The 16,551-nt window shown below is 68.5% G+C and carries 12 protein-coding genes; 6 read left to right on the top strand and 6 right to left on the bottom strand.

What is annotated here, in order from left to right:
- Window positions 1–297 (bottom strand): carboxyl transferase domain-containing protein (locus G5B46_RS22870; RefSeq protein ID WP_276611627.1); only part of this gene is annotated, 297 nt, incomplete at its 3' end.
- A 131-nt stretch (window positions 298–428) separates the two neighbouring features.
- On the opposite strand from G5B46_RS22870, the gene G5B46_RS22875 reads away from it, so the two are divergent.
- Window positions 429–1,829, top strand: coding sequence for a short-chain fatty acyl-CoA regulator family protein (locus G5B46_RS22875; protein WP_165262812.1), 1,401 nt, complete (start codon window positions 429–431; stop codon window positions 1,827–1,829).
- Window positions 1,830–1,835: 6 nt separating this feature from the next.
- Here G5B46_RS22875 and G5B46_RS22880 read toward each other — a convergent pair whose 3' ends face one another.
- The 5 genes from G5B46_RS22880 to G5B46_RS22900 all read right to left on the bottom strand — a co-directional run bounded on the left by G5B46_RS22880 (window position 1,836) and on the right by G5B46_RS22900 (window position 6,171).
- A complete protein-coding gene (locus tag G5B46_RS22880) occupies window positions 1,836–2,045 on the bottom strand; it encodes a hypothetical protein (RefSeq protein ID WP_165262814.1) in 210 nt (69 codons plus the stop codon).
- A gap of 40 nt (window positions 2,046–2,085) precedes the next feature.
- Window positions 2,086–3,756: an MFS transporter gene (locus tag G5B46_RS22885; protein WP_165262816.1), complete on the bottom strand. Its 1,671-nt coding sequence runs from the start codon at window positions 3,754–3,756 to the stop codon at window positions 2,086–2,088.
- Window positions 3,757–3,936: 180 nt separating this feature from the next.
- The gene (locus tag G5B46_RS22890) at window positions 3,937–4,263 is read right to left on the bottom strand and encodes a gamma-glutamylcyclotransferase (protein ID WP_165262818.1); all 327 of its coding nucleotides are present in this window, start codon (window positions 4,261–4,263) and stop codon (window positions 3,937–3,939) included.
- 1 nt (window position 4,264) lies between these two features.
- Window positions 4,265–4,966: an alpha/beta fold hydrolase gene (locus tag G5B46_RS22895; RefSeq protein ID WP_165262820.1), complete on the bottom strand. Its 702-nt coding sequence runs from the start codon at window positions 4,964–4,966 to the stop codon at window positions 4,265–4,267.
- Complete coding sequence (locus G5B46_RS22900) at window positions 4,963–6,171, bottom strand: MFS transporter (protein WP_165262822.1); 1,209 nt, start codon at window positions 6,169–6,171, stop codon at window positions 4,963–4,965. The genes G5B46_RS22895 and G5B46_RS22900 overlap by 4 nt, the downstream gene beginning before the upstream one ends.
- A 75-nt stretch (window positions 6,172–6,246) precedes the next feature.
- Here G5B46_RS22900 and G5B46_RS22905 point away from each other — a divergent pair, with 75 nt between their 5' ends.
- From G5B46_RS22905 to G5B46_RS22925, 5 genes are all read left to right on the top strand, one after another.
- Window positions 6,247–7,131, top strand: a complete 885-nt coding sequence (locus G5B46_RS22905; RefSeq protein WP_165262824.1) for a LysR family transcriptional regulator — start codon at window positions 6,247–6,249, stop codon at window positions 7,129–7,131.
- A gap of 88 nt (window positions 7,132–7,219) precedes the next feature.
- Window positions 7,220–8,593 (top strand): arabinogalactan endo-1,4-beta-galactosidase, encoded by a 1,374-nt coding sequence (locus G5B46_RS22910; RefSeq protein ID WP_240903623.1) that lies wholly within the window; start codon window positions 7,220–7,222, stop codon window positions 8,591–8,593.
- Between the two features lie 207 nt (window positions 8,594–8,800).
- Complete coding sequence (locus G5B46_RS22915; protein WP_165262826.1) at window positions 8,801–11,509, top strand: TonB-dependent receptor; 2,709 nt, start codon at window positions 8,801–8,803, stop codon at window positions 11,507–11,509.
- 133 nt (window positions 11,510–11,642) lie between these two features.
- On the top strand, window positions 11,643–14,156 hold the full coding sequence (gene galA, locus G5B46_RS22920) for a beta-galactosidase GalA (protein WP_165262828.1): 2,514 nt from the start codon (window positions 11,643–11,645) through the stop codon (window positions 14,154–14,156).
- A 241-nt stretch (window positions 14,157–14,397) separates the two neighbouring features.
- On the top strand, window positions 14,398–16,473 hold the full coding sequence (locus G5B46_RS22925; RefSeq protein WP_165262830.1) for a S9 family peptidase: 2,076 nt from the start codon (window positions 14,398–14,400) through the stop codon (window positions 16,471–16,473).
- Window positions 16,474–16,551: the final 78 nt, after the last annotated feature.

Below are 16,551 nucleotides of genomic sequence, written 5' to 3' on the forward strand. Positions count from 1 at the left end.
GCTGCCGCCGAACACCGTGAAGTCCTTGGAGAAGACGTAGACGACCTTGCCGTTGATCGTGCCCCAGCCGGTGACCACCCCGTCGCCGGGCACCTTCTGGTCGGCCATGCCGAACTCGGTTCCCCGGTGCTCGACGAACATGTCGAACTCCTCGAACGAGCCTTCGTCCAGCAACAGGTCGATCCGCTCGCGCGCCGTCAGCTTGCCCTTGGCATGCTGGCTCGCCACCCGCTTCTCGCCGCCGCCCGCTCGCGCCTGCTCGCGACGCCGCTCCAGCTCTTCCAGGATGTGTTGCAAGGCTTACTCCGACCGAGCTGTGAACGTCGCAAAGAAGAGATTTTGCGTGGCTTCGGGCGCCGGTCTCAAGGAAATTGAGGCTGTGGCGAGGGCTTGCGAACTTGCATCTTGTGAAATAGCAAAGTTGCGAAATGGGAGAGAAGCTGTTCATCGGGCCGCGCCTGCGGCTGTTGCGCCAGGCCAAGGGCTGGAAGCTGGAGGCCTGCGCCGCGCAGCTTGGCCTGTCGGCCAGCTACCTGTCGCAGATCGAGGCCAATCAGCGACCGGTCACCGCCCGGGTGCTGATCGACGTGATGCGGGTGTTCGAGGTGGACGCCGCCTCGCTGGACGCCGCCGACGACCAGCGGCTGATCGCTGACCTGCGCGAGGCCACGGCGGATGCTCCGGTGGGCGGCGAGGCGCCGGCCCTGTCGGAGATCAAGGCGGCGGTGGCCAACACGCCGAACCTCGCCAAGGCGTATCTCGACCTGCACCGCGCCTATCGCCGGCTGGACGAACGGCTGAAGGCGACCGAGGAGGCCGTGTCGCTGGACGAGCGCGGGGCGGCCAGCGCGCTGTTGCCCTACGAAGAGGTCCGCGACTTCTTCCACTACAAGAACAACTACATCCACAGTCTGGACGTCGCCGCAGAGGCCCTGGCGGTCGAGATCGGCGGGGGCGGCGAGCGGGCGCTGGAGGCGTATCTCGCCGACCGCCTGGGCGTGCGGGTGGTGCGCGGCGACGAGCCGGACCTGCTGCGTCACTGGGATGCCGCATCGCGCACCGTAACTATCGGGGCGGCCCATCCCGAGGCGACCCGCAGCTTCCAGCTGGCCTACCAGATCGCCGCCCTGACCCTGCCCGACATCGTCGAGAGCGAGCTGGCCGCGGCGGGCTTTCGCAGCGACAGCGCCGCCAAGGTCTGCCGCACGGGCCTTCTGAACTACGCCGCCGGCGCGCTCGTCCTGCCCTACGAGCGGTTTCGCGAGGCGGCGCGGGCGGCGCGGCACGACATCGAGCGCCTGGCCCTGACCTTCCAGACCAGCCTGGAGCAGGTGTTCCATCGGCTGTCGACGCTGCAGCGGCCGGGGGCGCGGGGCGTGCCGTTCTACTTCGTGCGGCTGGACCGGGCCGGCAACATCACCAAGCGCCATAGCGCCACGCGACTGCAGTTCGCCCGCTTCGGCGGAGCCTGCCCGTTGTGGAACGTGCACGACGCCTTCGCCCGGCCCGACGCCTGGCTGGTGCAACTGGCGCAGATGCCCGACGCGGTGCGCTATGTCTGCATCGCGCGCGGTGTGGTGAAACCGTCGGGCGCCTATCGCCAGGCCGAGCGGCGCTATGCCCTGGGACTGGGCTGCGAGGCCCGCTACGCCGACCAGCTTGTCTATGCGGATGGGTTGGACCTGGCCGGGCCGTCGGCGCCGATCGGCGTCAGCTGCCGCATCTGCGAGCGCGACGACTGCTCGCAGCGGGCCTTCCCGCCGGTGGACCGGGCCTTTGAGGTGTTCGAGGACGACCGCCGCTGGGTGCCGTTCTCGCTGCGAGGATAGGAAGCTTCAGTCGATATGGTTTAGCAGGGCCTGGCCCGCTTCCGTCCAGGCTCCGCCGCGCCCGGACGGTGCGATCAGGCCGTAGTCGACGAGGAGCCCGATGGCGCGTTCGCCGGCGGACATGCTGAGATGGTCGAGTTCGCCATCACGGTCTTCAAGATATTGGGCGCACATCCAAGCAAGGGCGGAGAGCAGGCGCTGTTCTTGGCTGGTCATCCCGAGAGGATGTCGCCGAGAGACAGCGCCCGCAAGGTTGTTACGCCTCGATGTCGACGTCCTTGGTTTCCTTCAGGAACAGCATGCCGATGATCGCGGTCACGGCCGCCACGACGATCGGATACCAGAGGCCGTAGTAGATGTTGCCGGTGGCCGCGACCATGGCGAAGGCCGTGGTCGGCAGGAAGCCGCCGAACCAGCCGTTGCCGATGTGGTAGGGCAGGCTCATCGAGGTGTAGCGGATGTTGGTCGGGAACAGCTCGACCAGCATGGCCGCCACCGGGCCGTAGACCATGGTGACGTAGATCACCAGCAGGGTGAGGACGAAGATCACCAGCGGCTTGTTGATCTTGGCCGGGTCGGCCTTCTCGGGATAGCCGGCGGTCTTCAGGGCCTGCGCCAGCTTGGCTTCCCAGGCCTTCTTCTCGACGGCGAACTGCTCTTTCGACAGCGTCTCGCCGCGGAACGAGGGCAGGGTGGTCTCGCCGATGCGGACCTCGGCGATCTCGCCGGCGGCGACGGGCTGGTTCTCATAGCTGACGCCGGCCTTGGCCAGGTAAGACTTGGCCAGGTCGCAGGAGGTGTTGAACACCGTCTTGCCGACGGGATCGAACTGGAACGAGCAGTCGGCCGGATCGGCGATCACCGTCACCGGCGCCGAGGCCGTGGCGGCGGCCAGCTGCGGGTTGGCCGCGGCGGTCAGGGTCTTGAAGAGCGGGAAGTAGGTGAGGGCGGCGAGCGCGCAGCCCAGCATGATGATCGGCTTGCGGCCGATCTTGTCCGACAGCCAGCCGCAGACCACGAAGAACGGCGTGCCGATCAGCAGGGCGACGGCCACCAGGGTGTTGGCCACCGCGCCGTCGACCTTGAGCATCTTCTCCAGGAAGAACAGCGCGTAGAACTGGCCGGTGTACCAGACCACGGCCTGGCCGGCGGTCAGGCCCACGAGGGCCAGGATCACGATCTTCAGGTTGCCCCAGCGGGCGAAGCTGTCCTTCAGCGGCTGCTTGGTGCCCTTGCCCTCGCTGACCATCTTCTGGAACGAGGGGCTTTCCGACAGCTGCAGGCGGATCCAGAGCGACACGCCCAGGAGGGCGATCGAGATCAGGAACGGAATGCGCCAGCCGAAGGCCTGGAAGGCGTCTTCGCCGACGGTCGAGCGCGTGGCCAGGATCACCACCAGGCTCAGGAACAGGCCGAAGGTCGCGGTGATCTGGATGAAGCTGGTGTAGAAGCCGCGCCGCCCGTGCGGGGCGTGCTCGGCGACATAGGTGGCCGCGCCGCCGTACTCGCCGCCCAGCGCCAGGCCCTGCAGCAGGCGCATCAAGACCAGCGCGATGGGGGCGGCGACGCCGATCTGCTCGTAGCTGGGCAGCAGGCCGACCACGAAGGTCGACAGGCCCATCAAGAGCATGGTGACGAGGAAGGTGTTCTTGCGGCCCCACAGGTCGCCCAGGCGCCCGAACACCAGCGCCCCGAACGGACGCACGGCGAACCCGGCCGCGAAGGCCAGCAGGGCGAAGATGTAGCCCGTGGTCTCGTTCACGCCCGAGAAGAAGTGGTGGGTGATGTAGGTGGCCAGGGAGCCGTACAGGTAGAAGTCGTACCACTCGAAGACCGTGCCCACCGACGCCGCGCCGATGACCAAGGCGTCCTTGCGCTGAACGGTCTCTCCGTTCTTTGCGCCTGACGTCGCTACGGCGTCCGCCATACTCGTATCCTCCTCAAAGCGTCGCCGCTTTGCGCGGCTGATCGTTGCGGGGGATGATGGCAGGCGCCTCGCGACTTACGTAAAGGGGAACTTTCGTGGAACGCAGGGTTGCGAACGACGATTTTCGGGGATTGAGCCGGTCGATGCTGCCACCGGTGGCATGACGAGCCCGCGCAGAGGTCAGGCCAGGACGTAGATCCAGGCCTCGACCGGGCCAGCGTCGGTTTCGACCGTGATGCTTACCCTGCGGTAGCCGGCGCCCTCGAAGGCGTCGAGCCGGGGCCAATGCGCTTCCAGCGCCTGGCTCTCCAGCACCTGCACAGCGATCGCCTCGCCGCCGGGATCCTGAACGAGGCCGGGAAAGCCGATGGCCGCGCCCCAGCCTTCGGCGACCAGGCGGCCGCGCACCACGCCGGCGGTCCAGGTTCCGCCCAGCGGCGCCAGGTGATGGTGGTTTGGGCGGCCCGGAGCGAGCGAGCCGTAGACCGCCAGGCGTTGCGTCGGCATCTCAGGTCTCCGTCAGCCAGGCGCGCAGCAGCGCGGTCGTCTCGTCGGGGCGTTCCATGGCCGGCAGGTGGCCGCAGTCTTCGAAGACGTGCAGGCGCGAGCCGTGGATCGCCTCGTGGATCGCGCTGGACTCGGCGGGCGGGGTCAGTTGGTCGGAATCGCCGACGGCCACCAGGGTCGGCATGGCGATCGACGGCAGCAGCGGGCAGGAGTCGGGCCGGCCAAGGATGGCGCGCTGCTGGCGCAGGAAGGCCGGGCCGCCGACGCGGGCGGCCATTTCCTTGACCTCGGCGCCCAGGGGCTCGTCCAGGCGCGAGGCGTGCAGCAGTTGCGGCAGCATGCGCTGGGTGACGCCCAGGAACCGGCCGACCTCCAGTGCGGCCATGGCGCGGCGGCGGTTCTCGGCGCGGGCGGGCGTGTCGGGCGCGGCGCTGGTGGCCAGCAGGGCAAGGCGTGCGACCCGTTCCGGCGCTTGGCGCAGGATCTCGAAGGCGACGTAGCCGCCCATGGAGAGGCCGGCCAGGGCGAAGCGCTCGGGGGCGGCGGCCAGCACGCGCCGGGCCATGGCCGCGACGCTGTCGTCCAGGGTCAGGTCGGCGATGATCGGGTCGGCGATATCCGAAAGGTCCGCCGCCTGGTCGCGCCATAGGCGGGCGTCGCACAGCAGGCCGGGCAGGAAGACGAGGGCTTGGCGGTCGGTCATGACGGGTCTTCCCGGGGAATGCGCAGGGCCAGGGCTACGCCGGCCAGGACGAGAGCGGCGGTGAAGCCGGCGACGGCGGGCCAGGCGCCGTGTCGCCAGAACCACCCGCCGATCGCGCCGGCCAGGCTCGAACCGGCATAATAGAACAGCAGGTACAGCGCCGCCGACTGGCTCTTGGCCGGTCCGGCCAGCCGCCCGACCCAGCCGCTGGCCACCGCGTGGGCGATGAAGAAGCCGGTGGTGACCAGCGCGATCCCGGCGATGACGGAAACCAGGCTGGCCGGCAGGGTCAGGACGATCCCGGCCAGGATGAGAGCGAGGCCGACCAGCAGCAGGCGGCGACGGCCATGGCGCTCGGCCAGCCGTCCGGCGGTCGACGAGGACCATACTCCGAAGGCGTAGACCAGAAAGATCAGGCCCACCTGGGTCTGGCTGAGGTGGTAGGGCGCGGCCTCCAGCCGGAACTCGACATAGTTGAACAGGGCCACGAACACGCCGGTCAGGCAGAAGCCCAGGCCGAACAGGGCCGGCAGGCCGGGGCGTCGCCAGGCCTGGCCCCACGTCCTGAGGCGATCGGACAGGTGTTCGGGCGCGGGGGCGCGCACATGGCGGGGCTTGGGCAGCAGGGCGAAGAAGGCGAGGGCGGCGATAAGGTCGATGGCGCCGATGGCCGCCATGGCCATGCGCCAGTCGAAGGTCGCCAGCAGCAGGCCCATGCCGACACGGCCGGCCATGCCGCCGAACGCCGTGCCGGCGACGTAGAGGCCCATGGCGGCGGCCAGGTCGGAGGCTTCCGTCTCCTCGGCGAGATAGGTCATGGCCACGGCCGGCACGCCGCCCAGCAGCAGGCCCTCGGCGGCGCGGGCGACCAGCAGCAGCGGCCAGCTCGGAGCCAAGGCGGCGGCGAGGTTGCAGGCGGCGGCCAGCACCATCGAGCCGAACATCAGCGTCTTGAGGTTCAGCCGCTGGGCCACGCCGCCGGCCATCAGGATGGCGATCGCCAGGGTGGCGGTGCTTAGCGACAGGGCCATGGCGCTGTGGGCGGGCGACAGGCCGAAGGAACGGGCGAAGGTCGGCAGCAGGGGCTGCACGCAATAGAGCAGGCTGAAGGTCGAGAAGCCGCCGAGGAACAGCGCCAGCGACATCCGGCGCAGGCGTCCCGCATCCTTGGCGGCAGGGGCGACGATGGTGGCGCAGGCGGTCATGACGGTGATCTAGAACCGCGCCTTTTGACAGTCCAATATATGGTGATCGGATTTTCGATAGCTTTTGGAGATGATGTGGAGCTGCGTCACATCCGCTACTTCCTGGCCGTCGCCGAGGAAGGGCACTTCACGCGAGCGGCGGCCAGGATCGGCATCGGCCAGCCGCCGCTGAGCCAGCAGATCAAGGACCTGGAGGTCGAGCTGGGCGTGACCCTGTTCAAGCGCCTGCCGACCGGGGCCGAGCTGACCGAGGCGGGCAGGGCGTTTCACGCCGCCGTACGCAACATGCCCGATCAGGCCAGGTCCGCCGCTCTCCTGGCGCAGAAGGCGGCGCGGGGCGAGAGCGGCTCGCTGCGCCTGGGCTTCACCGGCTCGGCGGTGCTCAATCGCGCGGTGCAGGCCTCGGTGCGCGCCTATCGCCGGCGCTATCCGGACGTGGAGCTGTCGCTGGCCGAGACCAACAGCACCCACCTTGCGGCCGAGGTTGCGCAGGGGGCGCTGGATGCGGCCTTCCTGCGGCCCGGGGCCGTCGATCTTGCGGGCCTGCGGGTGCACGACCTGGACGGCGAGGAGATGGTGGCCGTGCTTCCAGCCTCGCACCCGGCGGCTTCGGGCGAGGAGGTCGACCTGCACGACCTGCGGAGCGAGGCCTTCATCCTGACGCCGCGCGGCCTGGGCCCGACGGTCTTCGACGCCGCGGTCGAGGCCTGCCGGCGGGCCGGCTTCGAGCCTACCCTGGGCCAGCCGGCGCCGCAGATGCTGTCGCTGGTGGCGCTGGTCGCGGCAGAGCTGGGCGTGTCGATCGTACCGGTCTCGATGGCCCGTCTGGCGCTCGACGGCGTGGTCTTCCGGCCCATCGCCGGCGGAACGCCGATCGCGCAACTCAGCCTGGTTATTGGGAAAACACCGTCACCCGCCCTGCAAAACTTTGTCAGGATCGCGCTCGGCTCCGAGGGTTGATTTGTAATATCAATACGAAGATATTCCGCCCCGAAAACCCCGGCCGGGCCTTCATCGCAGCCGGGAAGACAGAACGGGAGCATTCGCCATGTCGGGACAACTTCGGAAGCTGGGCCTGGGGCTTATCGCCGGCCTGATGGCCTCCACCGCCGCCGTCGCGGCCGAACCCGCCAAGGGGCCGAAGACCTATCTCGGCGTCGACATCTCCTACGCCAACGAGATGGACGACTGCGGCGCCGTCTACCGTTCCGGCGGCAAGACCGTCGAGCAGTACCAGTTCTTCAAGGACGCGGGCTCAAACATCGCCCGCATCCGCCTGTGGAACGACCCCAAGTGGACGAACTATTCCAACATCGCCGACGTCACCAAGAGCATCAAGCGCGCCAAGGCCGCCGGCCTGCAGGTGCTGCTCGACTTCCACTATTCGGACGACTGGGCCGACGGTGAGAAGCAGCTGGCCCCCAAGGCCTGGGAGAAGCTGTCGACGCCCGACCAGGCCAAGGCCCTCTACGCCTTCACCTACGACACCCTGACCAAGCTCGACGCGCAGGGCCTGATGCCCGACCTGGTGCAGGTGGGCAACGAGACCAACGGCGAGATCGTCTCGACGCTGGAAAAGGCCAAGGACCCGATCAACTGGGAGCGCAACGCGCTGCTGTTCAACGCCGGCATCAAGGCCGTGCGCGACGCCGGCGCCAAGGGCTCGAAGAACCCGCGAGTGATGCTGCACATCGCCCAGCCCGACACTGTCGAGGACTGGTTCGCGGCCGCGGCCAAGGCCGGCGTCACCGACTACGACATGATCGGCATCAGCTACTACAGCAAGTGGTCCAAGCGCTCGATGGCGCAGCTGGGCGAGTCCATCAACCGCCTGCGCCACACCTATGCGGCCGACGTGGTGGTGGTCGAGACGTCCTATCCCTTCACCACCGAAGGCGCCGACAGCTCGCCCAACCTGCTGGGCGAGGACTCGCTGATCCCGGGCTATCCGGCCACTCAGGAAGGCCAGAAGAAGTACCTGATCGACCTGACCCAGCTGGTGTTCGCCAACGGCGGCACGGGCGTCTTCTACTGGGAGCCGGCCTGGGTCTCGACCAAGTGCAAGACCCGCTGGGGCACGGGCTCGAACTGGGAGAACTCGACCCTGTTCGACTTCAAGGGCCAGCCCGTCCAAGGGATCAAGTGGCTGTCGACCACCTACGTCATGCCGGTCGAGACGACCTTCAAGGTGGCGGCCGGCGACAAGCCCGCAGCGTTCATCGACGGCGACTTCCTGGGCGGGGCCGGGCCGCGTCCGATGGTTCGCGAAGGCGCCGACTTCGTCTACCGCACGCGCCTGATGCCGGGCGCCGCGGTGACCGTCGCGACCGCCCCGACGGCGGAAGCGGTGGGCGAGGCTTCGGCCGTCAGCGCGACCATCTCGGCCAAGCCCAGCGCCGTGCGGTTGCCCGCCCAGCCCTGACGACTTGTCAGATGTGATTGATATGATAAATAGCACTGGCGTGTCGGTCCGCAGAGCCGGCGCGCCAGCGCCCGTCAGAGGCGCGGCTCTCCTTTCGGCGCGGACCGTCGCGCCTCACTGATCCGGCCGTTTGACGCCGGTCCTCTCCACAAAACCAGAAGACAGCCACGCCCGCAGAAGGCGTCGCGTCCTAATTGGGGGAACTAGATGACCCGACAATCCATGCTGCTCGCCGCCGCCAGCGGTCTGAGCCTGCTCGCCGTTTCGTCCGCCGCCTGGGCGCAGGACGCCGCTCCCGCTGCCGACACCCAGGTCGAAGAAGTCGTCGTCACCGGCGTGCGCAAGAGCCTGCGCGACGCCCTGGGCGTGAAGCAAGGTTCCGACAAGGTGGTCGAGGCGATCTCGGCCAAGGACATCGGCCAGCTGCCCGACGTGACGATCGCCGAGTCGATCGCCCGCCTGCCTGGCGTGAACGCCACCCGCGACCGCGGCAACGACAGCCAGGCGGTGGTCCGCGGCCTCGGCGCCCGCCTCGTGCTGGGCACCATCAACAACCGTGAAGTCGCCTCGTCCGAGCCCGACCGCAACGTCCGCTGGGAAGTCTATCCCTCGGAAGTCGTCCAGGGCGTGCAGGTCTACAAGTCGCAGTCGGCCGACCTGATCGCCGGCGGCGTCGCGGCCACCATCAACATCCAGACGATCGACCCGCTGGACTACCGCGGTCCGTCGGTCGTGCTGCGCGCCGGCCCCGTCTACTACGACGGCGGCAAGGACATCCCGGACTACGGCCAGACCGGCTACCGCGCCAGCGGTTCGTTCGTGCACAAGTTCAACGACGACCTGGCCATGGTGCTGGGCCTGACCTCGCAGAAGCAGAAGAACGGCTATGTATCGTTCCAAGGCTGGGGCTGGAACGACTCCAACATCCGCACCCCCGTCGGCGCCAGCGACTTCAGCGGCGACCTGAACGGCGACGGCAAGACCGACGCCACCCCGTGGGGCCTGCAGCTGGAAGTCAAGAAGCTCGAGCAGAAGCGTGACGGCGTCTCGACCGGCCTGCAGTGGAAGCCGACCGACAACTTCGAACTGAAGTTCGACGCCCTCTACTCGAACATCAAGATCCGCGAAGACCAGGACCAGGCCGTCTACGCCCGCAACCGCGGCAACTGGGACAACGGCAACTGGGGCGACTACAACGGCGCCGGCGCGTCCTACGTGCTGGAAAACAACACCGTCGTCGCCGCGACCCTGCCGTACGGCTCGATCACCTCGATCCTGGCTCGCTACACCGAAGACAAGACCCTGTTCGCCACCGGCCTGAACGGCAAGTGGAACAAGGACCTGTGGACCATCGCCGGCGACATCTCGTACTCGAAGGCCGAGCGCGAGAACAACTGGCGCGCCGTCCGTATGGACAGCTGGCCCTCGTCGCTGAGCTACGACGTCCGCGCCGGCGCCAAGCCGTTCGTGACCGCCTCGCAGGATCCGATCTCGCTGGCCCAGACGGTGCAGAGCGGCTCGGCCGGCAACAACGGCGGCCAGAACGACGGCCTGGAGCAGCTGAACGACGAACTCGTCGCCGGCGCCCTGGACTTCACCCGCGACCTGAGCGGCACGTTCAAGAGCCTGCAGTTCGGCTTCCGCGTTTCGGACCGCACCAAGGACCACAGCCAGGGCCAGTGGTTCGTCTGCGCCAACCCGGGCAACCTGAGCAACATCTACGACGCCAGCCTGCAGGACGAGTGGGGCAACTGCCTGCAGTCGACCACCGTGCCGGCCAACCTGCTCACCTCGTACAACATCGGCGGCTTCAACGTTCCGGGGATCATCACCGGCGACCTGGACGCCGTGGCACGCGCGATCTACGGCGACAACGCGTTCAACTACGCCAACGCCCGCGACAACCTGGCCCAGCGCTGGAAGGTCAACGAGAAGGTCGGCGAGGCCTACGCCAAGCTGAACTTCGCCGCCGACAGCTTCGCCGGTTCGTGGCTGACGGGTAACGTCGGCGTGCGCGTGGTCACCACCAAGACCAGCAGCGACGGCTATCGCCAGAACGCCGGCGCCAACACCTTCTCGGCCGTGACGGTCGACAACGACTACACCGACGTCCTGCCCTCGGCGAACGCCAAGTTCGACTTCGGCGACGGCAAGGTCGTGCGCGTGGGCCTGGCCCAGGTCGTGGCCCGTCCGCCGCTGGACGAACTGCGCGCCAGCAAGACCCTCAGCACCTGGGCGCCGTACACCGGCTCGGGCGGCAACCCGAACCTGAAGCCGTTCAAGGCCGTCCAGTTCGACCTGTCGGGCGAGTGGTACTTCCGTCCGGAAGCCCTGGTGGCCCTGGCCTACTACTACAAGGACGTCGACACCTACATCGGCTGGACCCAGACGCCCGAAACCTACAACGGCACCACCTACGCCGTGGCCACGCCGGTCAACGGCGGCGGCGGCTACATCCAGGGCGTCGAGGCGACCTTCCAGACGCCGTTCTTCTTCCTGCCGTCGGGCTTCGACAAGTTCGGGATCTACTCGAACTACGCCTTCGTCGACTCCGACCTGAACGAGATGACGCCGTCGACCAAGCCGCTGTCGCTGACGGGCCTGGCCAAGCACACCGCGACGGTCGACCTGTGGTACTCCAACGGTCCGATCGAAGCGCGCCTGGGCTACAAGTACCACAGCCCGATGACCGTGATTTACGGCTGGAACGGCTCGGAACTGCAGACCCTGGGCACTGAAAAGACCCTGGACTTCAGCACCTCGTACCAGATCAACGACATGGTCGGCGTGCGCTTCCAGGCCAACAATCTGACCAACCGCGCCATGCGCACCTACCGCGACGGCGACGAGAACCGCCTGGGCCGCTACGACATCTATGGTCGTCGCTTCCTGATGGACGTCACGGTGAAGTTCTAAATCCGTCTATCCTCCCCCTCGCTTCGGCGAGGGGGGCTTTTCCTAGGACGTCACTCCTCCCCGACGATCCTTTGCTGGGGGAGGAAACCTCGCCGGTTTCCTCCCCCTTTCTTTTGCTTACGAGAGGTCCCCGATGGTCGAGTTCAGCCGCCGGCAAGCCCTGGCCGCCACCGCTGGCGTCGCCGCCTTCGCCGCCGCGTCTTCCGCCCGCGCCGCAAAGCCCGCCGCAGCTCCCGCCAGGAAGGCCGCGCCCGTCGTCGTTGACCTGGGCCCGCGCGAGCGCACCAGCCTGGACTTCGACTGGAAGTTCCACCTGGGCCACGCCCAGGATCCCGCCCGTGATTTCGGCTATGGCGCCAACCAGCGCACCTACGCCAAGGCCGGCGCCGACGCGCCCAACTGGTGGGTGGCCGCCGCCGCCCAGAAGACCTTCGACGACAGCGCCTGGACGCCGGTGACCGTGCCGCACGACTGGGCCGTCACCCTGCCGTTCGAAAACAACCCCGACTACAAGCCCAGCGGCAAGCCCGACGACGAGGACCTGCGCGCCGCCCACGGCTACAAGGCCATCGGCCGCGAGTTCCCGCAGAACAGCATCGGCTGGTACCGCAAGACCTTCGCCCTCCCGGCCGTTGAGCCGGGCACGCGCCTGTCGATCGAGTTCGACGGCGTGATGCGCGACGCCGTGGTGATGGTGAACGGCTACGTTCTCGAGCACGAGGAAAGCGGCTACGCCAGCTTCCGCGTCGACATCACCGACATCGCCAATGTCGGCGGCGACAACCTGATCACCGTGCGCGTCGACGCCAGCCTGGGCGAAGGCTGGTTCTACGAGGGCGCGGGCATCTATCGCCACGTCTGGCTGGTCAAGACCGCGCCGGTGCACGTGCCCCAGTGGGGCGTGTTCGTGAAGTCCAAGGTCGACGGCACGCTGGAGATCGAGACGGATCTGGCCAACGAAGGCGACGAGGCCGTTGCGTTCGAGCTGGTCCACACCGTGCTCGACGGCGCGGGCAAGCCGGCCCTGGCCGTCGCCCCGGCCGCCGGCCGCCTGCCGGGCTGGCAGCGCCAGTCGCTGTCGCAGACCGTGACCCTGGCCAATCCGGTGCTGTGGTCGCTGGAGAACCCGCACCTCTATACCCTGGTCACCGAGGTGAAGGTCGGCGGCGCGGTGGTCGACCGCTACGCCACGCCGTTCGGCGTGCGCTCGGTGCGCTTCGATCCGAAGGAGGGCCTGTTCCTCAACGACAAGCACGTCAAGCTGCAGGGGACCTGCAACCACCAGGACCACGCCGGCGTCGGCGCGGGCATCCCCGACACCCTGCAGACGTGGCGGATCGAGCAACTGCAGTCGATGGGCTGCAACGCCTATCGCGCCTCGCACAACCCGGCCACGCCCGAGCTGATGGACGCCTGCGACCGCCTGGGCATGCTGTTCATCGCCGAGACCCGCCGGATGTCCAGCGACCCGACTTCGCTGGACGAGATGGAGCGGCTGATCCGCCGCGATCGCAACCACCCCTGCATCATCCTGTGGTCGATCGGCAACGAAGAGCCGCAGCAGGGCACGGCGCGCGGCCGCAAGGTGGCCAAGACCATGAAGCGCCTGGTCAACCGCCTCGACCCGACCCGCGGCGTCACCGCCGCCATGGACTCGGGCTTTGGCGACGGCATCACCGCCGAGCTCGACGTCATCGGCTTCAACTACCGCCACGAGAAGATGGACGACTTCCACGCCCGCTTCCCGAACCTGCCGATCATCGGCAGCGAGAGCGGCAGCACGGTCACCACGCGCGGCGAGTACCTGCGCAGCGACGCCAAGAGCTACGTCCCGGCCTACGACACCGACCACCCCTGGTGGGCGACCACGGCCGAGAAGTGGTGGAGCCACGCGGCTGACCGTCCGTGGATGGCCGGCGGCTTCATCTGGACCGGCTTCGACTATCGCGGCGAGCCGACCCCCTTCAACCGTTGGCCCAGCATCAGCTCGCACTTCGGCGCGCTCGACACCTGCGGCTTCCCGAAGGACAACTACTATTACTACCGCGCCTGGTGGCGGAAGGAGCCGCTGCTGCACCTGTTCCCGCACTGGAACTGGGAAGGCCAGGAAGGAAAGCCGGTCGCCGTCTGGGTTCACAGCAACTGCGACAAGGTCGAGCTCTTCTTGAACGGCAAGAGCCAGGGCGTGCGCGAGGTGAAGGCCAACCACCACGTCGAATGGTCGGTGCCGTACGCGCCGGGCGTGATCGAGGCTCACGGCTACAAGGACGGCAAGGTGATCCTGCGCCAACGTCGCGAGACCGCCGGTCCCGCCGCCGCCGTGCGCCTGACGACCGACCGCTCGGCCCTGGCGGCCGACGGCCAGGACGTCGGCATCCTCAAGGTCGAAGTCGTCGACGCCAAGGGCCGCGTCGTGCCCAAGGCCGAGGACCTGGTCACCTTCGCGGTGACCGGCCCGGGCGAGGTTATCGGGGTCGGCAACGGCAACCCGACCAGCCACGAGAGCGATGTCGCAAGCTCGCGCAAGGTCTTCAACGGCCTGGCCCAGGCGATCGTCCGCACCAAACGCGGCCAGGCCGGCGAAGTGCGGGTCCTGGCCTCGGCCCCCGGCCTGAAGCCGGCTTCGCTGGCGCTGAAGGCGGGGTAGGCTTCTATCTCCATTGTCATCCCGGCCGTAGCGAAGCGGAGCGCCGGGACCTCCCACGGGGGCCATATCCTGAACGTGGGAGATCCCGGCTCTACGGCGCCTTGCGCCTTCGGCCGGGATGACAAACGGATGGCGCGCTCCCGCGCAAGATCCTTCCAAGGGGACCGGAATTAGGGGTGGACGCTGGCCGCGAGCGCGGCAGTATCCACCCCTTCTTTCGAAAGCTTCGCCAGGATCGTCCATGCGCCGCCCCACCAAACTGCTGCTCGTTTCGCTGCTGGCCCTGGCGGCGGCGAGCCCGATGGCCGGCGTCGCCGCCGTTCGCGAGGCGCCCCAGGCCCTGTTCACCGGCCGCGACCTGTTCGGCCTGGAAGTCGCCTCCGATCCGCAGATCCGTGCCGACGGCGACCTGATCGCCTATGTCCGGGCCTCCAACGACATCATGGTCGACCGCGCGGTGCGCTCGATTTGGCTGGTCGACACGAAGACCGGCGCCCAGACGCCGCTGGTGGCGGGGCAGGGCTCGGCCATGTCGCCGCGCTGGTCGCCGGACGGCCAGCGCCTGGCCTATGTGCTGGTGACGCCCGACGCGGGCGCGCAGCTCTATGTGCAGTGGGTCGCCACCGGCCGCACCGCGCGCCTGGCCACGCTGGTCGAGGCCCCCAGCGACCTGACCTGGTCGCCCGACGGCAAGACCATCGCCTTCACGATGCTGACCGCCGACGACGGCGCCAAGCTGGGCTCGGCCCCCGAGGGCAAGCCCGAGAACGCCAAGTGGGCGCCGCCGCTGACCGTCGAGACCCGCGTCACCTTCCGTGGCGACGGCGAGGGGACGCTGAAAGCCGGCTTCTCGAAGATCTACACGATCTCGGCCGAAGGCGGCGCGCCGCGCCAGCTGACCTTCGGCAAGTTCGACGACCGGGGTCCGCTGTCCTTCACCAAGGACGGCCGCTACCTGCTGTTCTCGGCCAACCGCGCCGAGGGCTGGGAGCGCAATCCGGCCGAGGCCGAGATCTGGCGCCTGACCCTGGCCGACGGCGCGCTGAAGGTCCTGACCAGCCGCGTCGGTCCGGACGCCAACCCGGTGGTGTCGCCCGACGGCCGTCAGGTGGCCTATGTCGGCTATGACGACGCCCGCCGCCGGGGCTACGAGAACACCCGCCTCTACGTGATGGACATCGACGGCGGAAACAGCAGGGTGCTGACCGGCGATCTCGATCGCTCGATCGACAACCCGGTGTGGTCGGCCGATGGCCGCGGTCTCTACGTTTCCTACGACGAGAACGGCTCGGTCCGCGTCGCCCGCGCAGACCTGTCGGGCAAGGTGGAAACGGTGGTTACGGGCCTGACCGGCGCCGGCCTCGACCGCCCCTACAGCGGCGGCGCGTTCAGCGTGGCGCGCGACGGCGCGGTGGCCTTCACCCAGGGCTCGACCATCCGTCCCTCCGATATCGCCATCGCCAGGAAGGGCGGCGAGGCCAAGCGCCTGACCGCCCTGAACGCCGACCTCCTGGGCGCCAAGACCCTGGGCAAGGTCGAGGCCCTGCCGGTGAAGTCGTCCTTCGACGGCAAGGACATCGGCGCCTGGATCGTCACCCCGCCCAACTTCGATCCGGCCAAGAAGTATCCGCTGATCCTCGAGATCCACGGCGGGCCGTTCTCGGCCTATGGCCCCAGCTTCTCGACCGACAACCAGCTCTACGCGGCGGCCGGCTACGTGGTGGTCTACGCCAACCCGCGCGGCTCGACGTCGTACGGCGAGGCCTTCGCCAACGAGATCGACCGCAACTATCCCAGCCACGACTACGACGACCTGATGAGTGCGGTGGACGCGGCCATCGCCAAGGGCTTCGTCGACACCGACCGGCTCTACGTGACCGGCGGTTCTGGCGGCGGCGCCCTGACGGCCTGGATCGTCGGCAAGACCAATCGCTTCGCCGCGGCCGCCACCCAGAAGCCGGTGATCAACTGGTCCAGCCAGGTGCTGACCACCGACGCCTACAGCTTCATGGCCTCGTACTGGTTCGGCAAGATGCCGTGGGAGGATCCGCAGGGCTACTGGGCGCGCTCGCCGCTGTCGCTGGTGGGCAACGTCAAGACGCCGACCCTGGTCGTGGTCGGCGACCAGGACCTGCGCACGCCGGTGGCCGAGTCCGAGCAGTACTACCAGGCCCTGCAGCTGCGCGGCGTGCCGACGGCGCTGGTCAAGGTGCCCGGCGCCAGCCACGGCGGCCTGGCCGTCCGCCCCTCGCAGTCGGCCGCCAAGGCCTCGGCGATCCTGGCCTGGTTCGAGAAGTTCCAGTCGCCGCCGAAGTGACGCCCCCTCCGGTCCTTCGGGCCACCTCCCCCAGAGGGGGAGGATCTTAAGCGCCACGATGCTCCCCCTCTGGGGGAG

Origin of the sequence: Caulobacter sp. 602-2, from assembly GCF_011043625.1 — a bacterium.
Classification (GTDB): Bacteria; Pseudomonadota; Alphaproteobacteria; order Caulobacterales; family Caulobacteraceae; genus Caulobacter.